This window comes from Acinetobacter sp. YH12068_T, from assembly GCF_024606005.1.
In the GTDB taxonomy this organism is placed as follows: domain Bacteria; phylum Pseudomonadota; class Gammaproteobacteria; order Pseudomonadales; family Moraxellaceae; genus Acinetobacter; species Acinetobacter amyesii.
Window position 1 is genome coordinate 1,844,346 of the sequence record NZ_CP094555.1, and the last position, 12,321, is coordinate 1,856,666.

Sequence of the window (12,321 nt, forward strand, 5' to 3'; positions counted from 1 at the left end):
TTTTTATTCTGTTATAGATCCCATGAGAATCATAAGGACTATAAGCATGAATAAGAATATTTTGCTATCCACGGTTTTATGCGGTTTATGTTTATCACCACTTGCTGCCTCAGCCAATGATAAAGTTGAGAAAGTGTATGATGCACAGCGATATCAACAAGTCTGTAAAGGTAAAAGCCAAGGCGCTCAAGTATCATTTGCCTATCGCGGTATTATCTGGAATGGTACCTGCGAACCACAATTTTTTAGCTCTTCCAAAAATGCAAATCTTCATGGTGAAGAAGCCGAATTATTAAGCACATGTAGTGCAGATGCAAAAGCCACTACTGCAACGATTAATGGACAAGAAATAAAAGGAAAATGTGCTTTAGGGTTCACTCCTCCTCGTCCTAAATAAACAGTTGTCGATGAAAATATCGACCAATTAACAGATCAAAAATAAAGCGGGTAAAACATCAGTTTTTACTCGCTTTTATTTATTGCTTATTTATCAAACTGAGATAAACTCAAAAACACTATAAGGATAAAAATATCAGGAAATTCCATGGATTCGGGATTATTTGCATTTTTTCTACCCATTGCTTTAGCCATTATGATGATGGGTTTGGGACTTGAACTTTCAGTCAAAGACTTTTTACGCGTTGGACGCTATCCAAAAGTTATTTTCATCGCTTTATTTACTCAGCTTATTCTACTGACCAGCATTGCGTTTTTCCTGTGTAAGTTGCTTGAGTTACCCCCTTTACTCGCGGTCGGGCTCATGTTGCTTGCGGCTTCACCTGGCGGCCCCACTGCTAACCTTTTTAGCTACCTATATAAAGGTGATGTTGCATTAAATATTAGCTTAACGGCCATTAACTCAGTTGTTTCGTGCTTTACACTGCCTTTTATTGTCAACCTTTCTATTTTGCATTTTGTTGGTGAAAGTACCAGTATTGGCATGCCTATCGATAAGATCACCCATGTATTTTTGATTATTTTGATACCGGTATGTTTCGGTATGTTTATTCGCAACTCCTTTCCGACCATTGCGTATCACATCAACAAACCGATGCGAATGTTGTCTATTTTCTTATTAATTCTTATCTTTACACTCGCAGTTTTGCGTGAACAGTCCAACATCATTACGTATTTTGCCAGCGTCGGCATTGCGACCTGTTTACTCTGTTTCAGTGGCTTATTTTTGGGTTACTTAATTCCATTCCTCGCGGGTGTGCCGGAAAAGCAGGCACGTGCGTGTACCTTTGAGATTGGCATTCATAACACCAGTATCGCCCTAACCATCGCACTGAGTGTGCTTGAAAACACCACAGTGGCGATACCTGCCGGTGTTTATTCTATTTTTATGTATTTATTGGCGACCTTATTTGGTTTTATTTTGACGCGCCGTGGCAGCCACCTAATTCAACAAGTGAAAACCTAAACTATTTTTCAAACGCAATCACCATAAGGACTTTGGTAAAAAACCATTAAATATGCTCAAGGAGAATAAATACGATGGATTCTGGAATTATTACGGTTCTTTTGCCATTAGCACTGGCCTTTATTATGATCGGGCTTGGGCTAGAACTTACCCCCAAAGATTTCGCACGTGTCACCAAGCACCCTAAAGCCGTGTTGATCGCATTATTTTGCCAACTCGTGTTGCTTGTCGGTATCGCCTTTCTACTATGTAAACTGTTAGCATTACCACCACTGCTTGCTGTCGGCTTGATGCTACTCGCAGCCTCACCTGGTGGTAGCACAGCTAACTTATTTAGCTATCTATTTAAAGGTGACTTGGCTTTAAATATTACCCTGACCGCCATCAACTCAGTCATTGCAGCATTAACCCTTCCATTGATCGTGAATTTTTCGATCATGCACTTCATGCAAGAAGGGCAACAAATCAGTCTGCAGTTTGGAAAAATCCTCCAAGTTTTCGGCATTATTATTATCCCTGTATGTATAGGCATGCTGCTTCGTCACTATGCACCTAAACTGACTGAGAAACTGCATAAACCACTCCGTGTCTTTGCTGTGGTCTTTCTCATCTTAATTATTATCGGTGCTATTTACTCTGAACGACAAAATATTGCGGCTTATCTAACCCAAGTTGGCTTAGCTACGGTTCTATTCTGTATTTTCAGCTTATGCATTGGTTATTTTGTTCCGAGACTATTCGGCATCAATAGTGCTCAGGCACGTGCATGTGCATTTGAAATCGGGATTCATAACAGCACATTGGCCATGACCATCGCCTTAACAGTGATGGCCAGCTCTGCAGTTGCAATGCCTGCGGCAGTATATTCAATCTTTATGTATATCTTTGCCGCTGTATTTGGCTTCCTGATTACACGTTTTGCACCGCTCTCGACAACTACAACAGAAACAATTAAAAGTTAAGGCGCTGAAAACTTAAAAGGATGCCACGTGCATCCTTTTATTTTTTGTCAATTTTGATAATGGCTAGCTGCAAGTTGCCGAGTTCCGTTACAATAGCTTTTTATAAAACTCATTTAGGTTATGTCCGTGAAGTGGTTACAAATTCATATTACTGTTGAAAAAGCTCAAGTTGATTACACTGAAACACTGCTCAGCTCTTTAGGTGCAGTCAGTGTCACGCTAGATGATGCAGAAAATCAGGATTTACTTGAACCACTTCCAGGTGAAACACCTCTTTGGAATAAAGTGATCGTTACTGGTATCTATGCACAAGAAGATGATGAAGAAATTGATGTTGCTGCATTAGAAACATTTATTAAAGCTCAACTTCCTGAAGCACCAATGCGTAGCGAATTCATTGAAGACCAAGAATGGGAACGCACATGGATGGATGCCTATGAGCCTATTCAAATTGGTGAGAAATATTGGATCGTCCCAGAATGGATGGAAGCGCCAGAAGCAGACGCCGTAAACATCAAACTAGACCCAGGTCTGGCATTTGGTACTGGCAACCATGCATCAACATTCTTATGCCTACAATGGTTAGGTAAAGTTGATCTTAAGGATAAAATCGTCATCGACTACGGTTGTGGTTCTGGTATTTTAAGTGTTGCCGCTTTACTTTTGGGTGCAAAAAAAGTTTATGCCACTGATATTGACCCACAAGCCGTTTTAGCAACACAACAAAATGCCGAATTAAATGGTGTACTGGAAAATTTGTATGTAGGCCTACCTGAAGAGTTCAACCAAGAACTCGCTGGACAAAAAGCCGATGTGTTTGTTGCTAATATTCTTGCAGGCCCTCTAATGGCCTTGGCTGCAGAATTCTCAACTTTAATTAAATCTGAGGGCGAGTTCGCACTTGCAGGTGTAATTGAAGAGCAAGTTTCTGATGTTTCTAGTGTTTATTCTGAATTTTTTGATATATTAGACGTAGAAAAACGTGACGAAACATGGTGCCGAATTTCGGGTAAACGCCAACAGTATTAAAATTTAAAATGTGTACTTATGAGCGACAAATTAACTAACTGCCCAACTTGTTTTACAACATATAAAGTAACTGTTCCGCAGCTTACTGTCGCTCAGGGCATGGTTTGTTGCCCAAAGTGCTCTACATCTTTTAATGCACTGTCTCATTTGGTGGTAGATAAAGCGTTGTCTTTTTCTACCCCTGAGCAAGAAAATGCACCGCAAAAAAACTCCAATACTATTATTAATGTCAGCGAATTTAATAATACGCTTACACCAGTGACTGTTGAAGAAACACCAACCCACCATTTATTAAAACTATTTGATCAAAAAGTCGAAAACTCTAATATCGATCTAAAAACTTATTTAAATAACTTAAATTATTTCAGCACCGAACCGATCGGCAACCTGCCTGCTGTAAATTGGGCAGAACAGGCTGAAAAAGATAAAAAACGTACACCACTGAATTATTTTATGTGGTTCTGTATTAATGCTTTCTTATTTGGTGCACTTATATTCCAGTTTTTCTGGTTCAATCCTCAATATTTAAAAAATAGTCCAGTGATGGGTGCTGCATTTACTGCGGTCTGTGATGTATTCAATTGTTCACGTCTAGAGGAACATTACAGTTTAATTAGTACCAAAAAAGTCAAAATTCGTAGCATTGGAAATAATGAAACACGTTTTACAGGTGAAATGATCAATTTTCATGACCGTAGCCTTGCCTTACCCAATATGAAAATTTCACTAAAAGAAAATGGTGCTGAAATAGCAAACTATACGCTTTTACCTGAAGAGTATTTGGACAAAAGTCTGCATGGCATCCAACGGATCCCAAAAAGTAGTCCTTTTAAATTCCAATTTAGCCTACCAATTGCACGCAAAAGCTTCGATAATTATTCAATTGAGTTGATTCGCCCCTAATATTGGAAAAAACTATTAAAAAAGTAAAAAAAACATAAAAAAAATGCAGTTTTCTTGCTCACTTTTTCCTAGACAATGGTATGATACGCGCCACGAAAGCTTTGTGCTGCAAACTCCTCGCTAATTTTTCACAACAAATACAATCCCAACCGTGCGCTTTAATATTTATTGCGTATTGAGTAGATTTTTTGTTTGTTTTTTAGGCTGTAACAATTATTAATCTATTGTTACGCTTATTTTTCGAACAATTTTGCGAGTTGTGTCAAGCTACAAGTAATGTACAAGTTTTAGAACTCCGCATTAGGAACTAAAACGGAGTTCATTCAAGTTTATAGACCACTTTTAACAAATCACTTTACCCAAGTGATATTTGATTTTTCGGATTAATTCGCATGAATAGCAAATCTCCTATTTTTACTGCACAATCTGATGTCGCTCTTCGTATTCACGTAGATCGCGCAGTTCGCCATTACTTTGCACAATTGCAAGGCGAGCAACCATCTCAGGTATACGATATGGTGCTGGCGGAAATGGAGAAGCCTCTTCTATCTGTAGTTCTTGAATATACACGTGGTAATCAAACCCGCGCTGCTGAGATTCTCGGCTTAAACCGTGGTACTTTACGTAAAAAGTTGAAAGCTCACGGTTTAATGAGTGAATAAATGATAAAATGCTTGCGGCTTCCGCAGGCATTTTTTTTGACCTGCATTTTGCTAATTTTGTTTTAATCTGTTCCTTGAAAACTGTGACGAAGATCATGACTATTAAACGCGCTTTAATCTCTGTGTCTGACAAGACTGGAATTGTTGAATTTGCACAAGAACTTGCTGCTCTAGGGGTAGAAATTTTATCTACTGGCGGAACATACAAATTGTTGAAAGACAATAATGTTGCCGTAGTTGAAGTTTCAGAGCACACAGGTTTCCCAGAGATGATGGACGGCCGTGTAAAAACGCTACATCCGAAAATTCATGGTGGTATCTTAGCTCGTCGCGGTCTAGACGAAGCTGTGATGGCTGAACACAACATCGATGCAATCGATCTTGTAGTTGTTAACCTTTATCCGTTTGCTGCAACTGTTGCAAAACCAAACTGCTCACTTGCTGATGCGATTGAAAACATCGACATCGGTGGTCCGACTATGGTTCGTGCTGCTGCGAAAAACCATGCATCGGTTGGTATCGTGGTAAATGCTGCTGATTATGCAACTGTCGTTGCTGAGCTTAAAGCTGAAGGCGTATTATCACATGCAACTCGTTTTGACCTTGCGGTTAAAGCATTTGAACATACTGCACAGTATGACGGCATGATTGCATCTTACTTAGGCGCTCGCGTAGGTAAGGAAGAAGGTCAAGCAGATAAATTTGCGCGTACTTTCAATACTCAATTGAACAAAGTTCAAGACTTACGTTACGGTGAAAACCCGCATCAATCTGCTGCTTTCTATGTAGAAGACACAGCAACTGAAGCATCTGTTTCTACTGCGAAACAACTTCAAGGTAAAGAATTATCTTATAACAACATCGCAGACACTGACGCAGCACTTGAATGTGTAAAATCATTTGCTAAGCCTGCATGTGTCATCGTAAAACACGCAAACCCATGTGGCGTAGCAGTATCTTTAGACGGCATCCAAGCGGCTTATGACCTTGCTTATGCAACTGACCCTGAATCTGCATTCGGCGGCATCATTGCATTTAACCGCGAATTAGATGTTGCAACTGCTCAAGCAATTGTTGACCGTCAATTCGTTGAAGTGATCATTGCTCCTAGCGTTGCTGAAGGCGTGCTTGAAGTGACTGGCGCGAAGAAAAACGTACGTGTACTTGTATGCGGCGAGCTTCCTGCGATCACTGAGCGTAAAGCACAGCTTGACTACAAACGTGTAAATGGCGGTCTATTGGTCCAAGACCAAGACTTAGGCATGATCACAAAAGATGACCTTAAAGTTGTGACTAAACGCGCTCCAACTGAAGCAGAAATTGATGACTTAATCTTTGCTTGGAAAGTTGCGAAATACATTAAATCAAATGCAATTGTATACGCTAAAGGCCGTCAAACTATTGGTGTTGGCGCAGGTCAAATGAGCCGTGTGAACTCTGCACGTATTGCAGCAATTAAAGCTGAACATGCTGGTTTAGTAGTTGAAGGCGCTGTAATGGCATCTGACGCATTCTTCCCATTCCGTGATGGTATTGATAACGCTGCGAAAGCGGGTATCAAATGCATTATCCAACCAGGTGGTTCTATGCGTGATGAAGAGACAATTGCTGCTGCTGATGAAGCTGGTATTGCAATGGTCTTCACTGGCATGCGTCATTTCCGTCACTAAGTTGGCAACTTGATCATGACAATTAAGCACAGTCTTTTGCTTAATACACTAGATTTCTAATCTTGCATAAAGTCCTCTCCTGCTTTCAGGTTGAGGACTTTATGTCATTTTCGATTCATGGAGTATGAACCGATGAATATTTTAGTTTTGGGTAATGGCGGTCGTGAACATGCATTGGCATGGAAAATCGCACAAGATGACAAAGTTGCAAAAGTATTTGTAGCACCGGGCAATGCGGGTTCTGCAACTGAAAATAAATGCGAAAATGTTGCCTTAAATATTTTAGACAACGCTGCGATCATCGACTTTGCTAAAAACAATGCGGTGGATTTAATCGTGGTTGGCCCTGAAGCACCGCTTGTAAATGGTGTTGTGGATGCTTGCCGTGAAGCGGGTGTAAAAATTTGGGGCCCAACTCAATTTGCTGCACAGCTTGAAGGCTCTAAAGCATTTGCGAAGCACTTCTTAAAACGCCATAACATCCCAACTGCTTTCTATGATGTATTTACAGAAGTAGATGCTGCAAAAGCATTTGTTGAAAAAAATGGTGCGCCGATTGTAATCAAGGCTGACGGTCTTGCTGCGGGTAAAGGCGTAATTGTTGCCATGACCAATCAAGAAGCATTTGATGCGATTGATGACATGCTGGCTGGCAACAAATTTGGCGATGCCGGCTCACGTGTGGTGATCGAAGAATTCCTTGCGGGTGAAGAAGCGTCTTTCATTTGTATGATTGATGGCGACAACATTTTGCCAATGGCAACGTCTCAAGATCACAAGCGTATCTTTGAAGGCGACCAAGGTCCAAACACGGGTGGTATGGGTGCTTACTCTCCTGCGCCTGTTGTGACTGCTGACGTATTTGAAAAAACCATGAATGAAGTGATGCGTCCTACCGTTGAAGGTATGAAAAAAGACGGTCATGTTTATACAGGTTTCTTATACGCAGGCTTAATGATTGACGAACAAGGTCAACCTAAAGTGATCGAGTTCAACTGTCGTTTTGGTGACCCTGAAACTCAGCCAATCATGATGCGTTTAAAATCATCTTTGGTTGATTTAGTTGAAGCTGGTATTGCAGGTAAACTTCCTGCAGAAGCTGAATGGGATGAGCGCAAGACTGTAGGTATCGTACTTGCATCTAAAGGCTACCCAGAAACTTCTAGCAATGGTGATGTGATTTCTGGTTTAGACACAGAAATGGCTGATGCAAAAGTATTCCATGCAGGTACAAAAGCGCTTGAGAATGGTGACATTGTGACTGCTGGTGGTCGTGTACTTTGTGTGACTGCGCTAGGCAACACCATTGGCGAAGCGCAAGCGAAAGCTTTAGAGCTGTGCCAAAAAGTAACGTTTGACGGCGTTCAATACCGTAAAGATATTGGCTACCGCGCAATTGCACGTGAAAATGCTTAATCATTCATTTGATTAAGTAAAAACCCCGCTAAGTGCGGGGTTTTTAACACTTAAACTAAATTAAATTTTTTCAAATAACTCTGTAGCAATTTTTCGCGCTAAATTATCCTTATCATCCGATATTTCAGCTAAGTTTATAACATACTGAATTGCTTCACGGCCTGCTATTTCCAATGGCCCATAATCATCGTATTCTTCTCCTGTATATGCATTATAAGCTTTCAAATCATCTTGGGTAAAATCAGTTCCACACATTTGAGCCAAGTAAATATAGAGCCATGCTTCCCCACTATTTTTAAATAATTTTTGGTAAAGAAAATACTCAATAGCTTCTAAATTACCTTGATTACACAAATAGAGAACTTGGTTATAAACTGTCTCAGAATCTGCATCAAAGTTGATTTCATTAAGACTTAATGGACTGTCTTTGATATATGATTCAAACTGTTCAGCTTGTTTTATATATTCCTCATACTTTTCTTTATTTTTTTTAGTTTGATCAGAACTAATATATTTTTGTTTATCATTATCCCAATAGCTACCAAAATTTGAACCACTCCTACCATAAGGGGCTATTTGATTTGCTAAATAACGATAATAACCACCTAAAACAGCGTAAGCATCAGGATTTTTACGGTCTTTAGCATAAGATAATATTTTTTCTAAATTATCTCCTATTGATTCAAAATCTAACTCATCTGAATCAAAGTAATTATCATCAATTTCGCTGAGAACTTCAAATGTTTGAACTAGACCATTATTAAAATCAACATAACTCAAAGAGTTTCGTATGTCCCTAAAGTTTATCACTTCGATATTGAACCGTAAAAGTTCTCGATAAATAGTTTTAGCAATCGATAAATATAAAGCCTCTTCAGCATCTAATTTCAGTAAAGCCTGAAGTTTTACAATAATTTTTTTAATATTTTCTAAAAATTCACGACCTTCATAATCATCCCAATGAAGATCATCTTCATTAAAATTTGAATAATCTATTTTAGGCGGATTTTTAAGTATTTCTAGTGTTAAAGCACTCATCAATTCATGCTGATAATATTCTTCGGAATCATCATATTCAGCATCAAGTAAAAGATTCTGAGCAACTAAGGAATTATAAGTTTTATAACCTAGATCCAAAGCAATTAGTTCATAAATATGTGAACGACTAATTTTTACAGAATGTTGATCTTGAATTTTTTTAGATAATTGAAATGCGAATTCTTGAATAGACATAATTTTCCGTACTGCCAACTCTAAACTCTTTATACAAAGAATCTTTGGTGTCATAAGACTTTTAGCAACGCATGTTTAAATGCTAAGAACCAAACGAGTTGATACTTAAGAAAATTAAATTTCGGTATGACTTAAAACTAAGACATTAAATTTTTGAATCCCTTTTCTACTCATGCGTAAGTACGGTAGGCGACCTTAAACCAATACTATCCAATCTCATATTTCTTTGCAATCATATTTCTAAGGAATCAAAAATTTTAATATCACCTAAAAATAAAACCTGCTAAATTTTTCTATAATTAAAATTCAATCCTAATTTATGACAAATTTGATCCAAACCCCTCGCCTCATCCTCCGCCAATGGCAAGACTCCGATACTGATCCATTCATCCAAATGTGTGCAGACGACGACGTCATGCGCTATTTCCCTAACAAACTTGATGCGTCCGAAGCCACTGCATTTATGCAACGCCTACGCGATGCAATAGAAACACGTGGTTGGGGTTTATATGCCGTCGAGCTTAAAGCCACAGGCGAATTTATTGGCTTTATCGGCTTACACGTACACCCACCTGAGTTTGAAATAGCCGATGCACCTGAAATCGGCTGGCGACTACTACCGCAATATTGGCATCAAGGTTATGCCACCGATGGAGCAAAAGCTGTACTCAAACATGCTTTTAGAAACTTAAGACTAGATAAAGTTATTTCCTTCACTGCAAGTTTGAACACACCATCAGAACGTGTCATGCAACGCATTGGTATGCAAAAAGTCCGTGAATTTAATCATCCGCATGTACCAGCGGATCATCCATTAAACCGTCATGTACTCTATGAAATTCAGCGCAGTGATTATTTGCACATCCCCTTTTGCTAATTCAATAATTATTCACGGCAAAACCAAAGCACATTAACTCTGCCAAACAGTGACTATAGGTGATGTTAAAAACTTTAAATATAGTTACCGTAGGATTCCGTATAAGAAAGCTAAATCATTCATTGAATCATATAAAATACCCCGCTAAGTGCGGGGTTAAGCTCTAAACATATCAATTACTATGGCCTTGGAAGTAAAAATCATAAGTCACAATGCTAAAACAACTCCAACCTGTTTAAGCATGCTTAATCAAAATGGCATACATAATCAACGACATCAGTACATTTCACTTTAAAAATAGAATCTTGTGGAACAATAAAGCTTTCGCCAGAAGTATATTGAACAAACTCGACCTGCTCCCCCAATTTGCACAACACACTACCCCGATGTGATTTCAACACGTTCTTTCACATGCACCTCAAACGTCATAGGTTGTTCTGATATCAAAAATACAGCGATAGTTTTTTGGCTATCATCTTCCATTTTTTAAACATGGCTCACCGATCTACCGCCATAATGTACCGTAGGCTTTTTTTGCAATTGAGACGAAATCAAACTGATTTAACATAGCGTGCCGCACATAGCAATTTATTATGATCAATTATTAAGCAGTTTATCTTAAACGCTGTAGCGGATTCAATCTTCCTCAGATTTAGATCTAAGATTTTGAAAAACCATGAATCAGAGTTGAACTGTAAATGTATCAATAAAGATTTCAATGCAAATTAGATTGAAGCACTTCGTTATTTTCACATATGAATGTTACAAATTTTGTGTATGACAGGACTTATTTCATTTTTATCATTTTTTCAGCAATACATTTTAAAATTTGTTATATAGACCTAAACTTATACAAATGACGTACTTAAATAGTTTAATTATAAATAATATATTGTTTTTACTTATTAAATTATTTAATTAAACACATTCCATATACATTTTTGGTGCTAAGCATAACTTTTTAAATCACTATATTGAATAATAAAAAATTGATATGATGCCTAGCGAAATATAGAGATTTGCTTTATTAAATCTTTTGTTTACAGCAGCTTGCAATGGCTATCTTTTCCCATTTGGAAATAGACTCAGATCTAATTGTATAAGTCTGTGTAGCATTTTAAATTATTAAGCATCTATCAGCCTGTCTGATAAAAGACTTAAGTAAATCTCTCCATAATATGATTTGTGAATTTATTAATTTTATAAATTTACTCGGGTGAATATATGAAAAAGCTCCTAGGATTAGTTCTCGGTTTATCTGTGGGCCTTTCAGGCTGTGGTAAACAAGAAGCTCCTGCAACTGACGCCGCACAACAAAAAGACACTGCAGAAGTGCAAACTGTTACCATGGCTTCGACTGGTTCAGATGCTGATATTTGGCGCTATATTGCTACGCTTCCTGAAACCAAAGAAGCTGGCATTAAACTTGAAGTGAAAAACTTTACTGACTATGTGTCTATGAACACTGCTGTAGCGAACAAAGAAATTGATGTTAATGCATTCCAGTCATATGCCTATATGGTTGCGTTTAATGACAATAATAAAGATAAAATCGCACCGCTTTCGACTACTTATTTAGAGCCAATGGGTATCTATTCAAGCAAAGTCAAAAAACTTGAAGAGTTCAAAACTGGTGCAACAATTGCGATTCCAAATGATGGCGCAAACGAATCACGTGCATTGTTGCTACTTCAATCTGCTGGCTTAATCAAACTTAAAGCTGATTTTGACGATGTAAAAGGCACACCTGCTGACGTAACTGAAAATGCGAAGAAAATCGTAATCAAACCAATACAAATGGCGACTGCTGTTCGTGTTAAAGACGAAGTTGATGCGATTGTTTTGGGTAATACCCTTGCGATGGAAGGTGGTTTAAACGTACTGAAAGATGCGGTTTACTATGAGCCAATCGACCAAAGTACAAAAATGAACGTGAACATTCTTGCTGTTGCTGCTGACCGTCAAAATGACCCAGTTCTACAAAAAGTAGGCGCGCTTTATCACACTCCAGCAGTTAAAGCTTACATCGATGAACATTTTGGTGGTACTAAAATTGATGTAAACAAACCAACTAGCTACCTCACTGAAGCAAAATAGTAATATAATTTCTTCAAATAAACAGGCAAAGTTTACTTTGCCTGTTTTT

General features: G+C 38.3%; 12 protein-coding genes. 10 read left to right on the forward strand and 2 right to left on the reverse strand.

What is annotated here, in order from left to right; translation table 11 throughout:
* Positions 1-46 precede the first annotated feature (46 nt).
* The 8 genes from MST18_RS08915 (at position 47) to purD (ending at position 8,065) form a co-directional block, all read left to right on the forward strand.
* Positions 47-397, forward strand: a complete 351-nt coding sequence (locus MST18_RS08915) for a hypothetical protein (RefSeq protein ID WP_078188731.1) — start codon at positions 47-49, stop codon at positions 395-397.
* A 147-nt stretch (positions 398-544) separates the two neighbouring features.
* Positions 545-1,423, forward strand: coding sequence for a bile acid:sodium symporter family protein (locus MST18_RS08920; protein WP_078188732.1), 879 nt, complete (start codon positions 545-547; stop codon positions 1,421-1,423).
* Between the two features lie 74 nt (positions 1,424-1,497).
* Positions 1,498-2,385 carry a bile acid:sodium symporter family protein gene (locus tag MST18_RS08925; RefSeq protein WP_180133061.1) on the forward strand — a complete coding sequence of 296 codons (888 nt, stop codon included), beginning with the start codon at positions 1,498-1,500 and terminating at the stop codon, positions 2,383-2,385.
* A gap of 126 nt (positions 2,386-2,511) precedes the next feature.
* Positions 2,512-3,414 (forward strand): 50S ribosomal protein L11 methyltransferase, encoded by a 903-nt coding sequence (gene prmA, locus MST18_RS08930; protein ID WP_180133060.1) that lies wholly within the window; start codon positions 2,512-2,514, stop codon positions 3,412-3,414.
* Positions 3,415-3,432: 18 nt separating this feature from the next.
* Positions 3,433-4,317: a DUF3426 domain-containing protein gene (locus MST18_RS08935; protein ID WP_180054446.1), complete on the forward strand. Its 885-nt coding sequence runs from the start codon at positions 3,433-3,435 to the stop codon at positions 4,315-4,317.
* Positions 4,318-4,709: 392 nt separating this feature from the next.
* The gene (fis, locus tag MST18_RS08940) at positions 4,710-4,979 is read left to right on the forward strand and encodes a DNA-binding transcriptional regulator Fis (protein WP_001086304.1); all 270 of its coding nucleotides are present in this window, start codon (positions 4,710-4,712) and stop codon (positions 4,977-4,979) included.
* 95 nt (positions 4,980-5,074) lie between these two features.
* Complete coding sequence (gene purH, locus MST18_RS08945; protein WP_180133059.1) at positions 5,075-6,649, forward strand: bifunctional phosphoribosylaminoimidazolecarboxamide formyltransferase/IMP cyclohydrolase; 1,575 nt, start codon at positions 5,075-5,077, stop codon at positions 6,647-6,649.
* Between the two features lie 132 nt (positions 6,650-6,781).
* Entirely contained in the window at positions 6,782-8,065 is a 1,284-nt protein-coding gene (purD, locus tag MST18_RS08950; protein ID WP_180133058.1) for a phosphoribosylamine--glycine ligase, read from the forward strand.
* 60 nt (positions 8,066-8,125) lie between these two features.
* On the opposite strand, the gene MST18_RS08955 is transcribed toward purD, so the two are convergent.
* Complete coding sequence (locus tag MST18_RS08955) at positions 8,126-9,352, reverse strand: hypothetical protein (protein WP_180133057.1); 1,227 nt, start codon at positions 9,350-9,352, stop codon at positions 8,126-8,128.
* Positions 9,353-9,617: 265 nt separating this feature from the next.
* Between MST18_RS08955 and MST18_RS08960 the strand changes: the two genes are divergently transcribed.
* On the forward strand, positions 9,618-10,175 hold the full coding sequence (locus MST18_RS08960; protein ID WP_180133056.1) for a GNAT family N-acetyltransferase: 558 nt from the start codon (positions 9,618-9,620) through the stop codon (positions 10,173-10,175).
* 245 nt (positions 10,176-10,420) lie between these two features.
* Here MST18_RS08960 and MST18_RS16645 read toward each other — a convergent pair whose 3' ends face one another.
* A complete protein-coding gene (locus MST18_RS16645; RefSeq protein WP_373692664.1) occupies positions 10,421-10,576 on the reverse strand; it encodes a pyrimidine/purine nucleoside phosphorylase in 156 nt (51 codons plus the stop codon).
* Between the two features lie 823 nt (positions 10,577-11,399).
* Here MST18_RS16645 and MST18_RS08970 point away from each other — a divergent pair.
* Positions 11,400-12,272 carry a MetQ/NlpA family ABC transporter substrate-binding protein gene (locus tag MST18_RS08970; RefSeq protein ID WP_180007758.1) on the forward strand — a complete coding sequence of 291 codons (873 nt, stop codon included), beginning with the start codon at positions 11,400-11,402 and terminating at the stop codon, positions 12,270-12,272.
* Positions 12,273-12,321 lie beyond the last annotated feature (49 nt).

Bases quoted from the DNA above. Each gene is read 5' to 3' on its own strand.
- MST18_RS08915 (WP_078188731.1), top strand. From the start codon at position 47: ATGAATAAGAATATTTTGCTATCCACGGTTTTATGCGGTTTATGTTTA.
- MST18_RS08920 (WP_078188732.1), top strand. From the start codon at position 545: ATGGATTCGGGATTATTTGCATTTTTTCTACCCATTGCTTTAGCCATT.
- MST18_RS08925 (WP_180133061.1), top strand. From the start codon at position 1,498: ATGGATTCTGGAATTATTACGGTTCTTTTGCCATTAGCACTGGCCTTT.
- MST18_RS08935 (WP_180054446.1), top strand. From the start codon at position 3,433: ATGAGCGACAAATTAACTAACTGCCCAACTTGTTTTACAACATATAAA.
- fis (WP_001086304.1), top strand. From the start codon at position 4,710: ATGAATAGCAAATCTCCTATTTTTACTGCACAATCTGATGTCGCTCTT.
- purH (WP_180133059.1), top strand. From the start codon at position 5,075: ATGACTATTAAACGCGCTTTAATCTCTGTGTCTGACAAGACTGGAATT.
- purD (WP_180133058.1), top strand. From the start codon at position 6,782: ATGAATATTTTAGTTTTGGGTAATGGCGGTCGTGAACATGCATTGGCA.
- MST18_RS08955 (WP_180133057.1), bottom strand. From the start codon at position 9,352: ATGACACCAAAGATTCTTTGTATAAAGAGTTTAGAGTTGGCAGTACGG.
- MST18_RS08960 (WP_180133056.1), top strand. From the start codon at position 9,618: ATGACAAATTTGATCCAAACCCCTCGCCTCATCCTCCGCCAATGGCAA.
- MST18_RS08970 (WP_180007758.1), top strand. From the start codon at position 11,400: ATGAAAAAGCTCCTAGGATTAGTTCTCGGTTTATCTGTGGGCCTTTCA.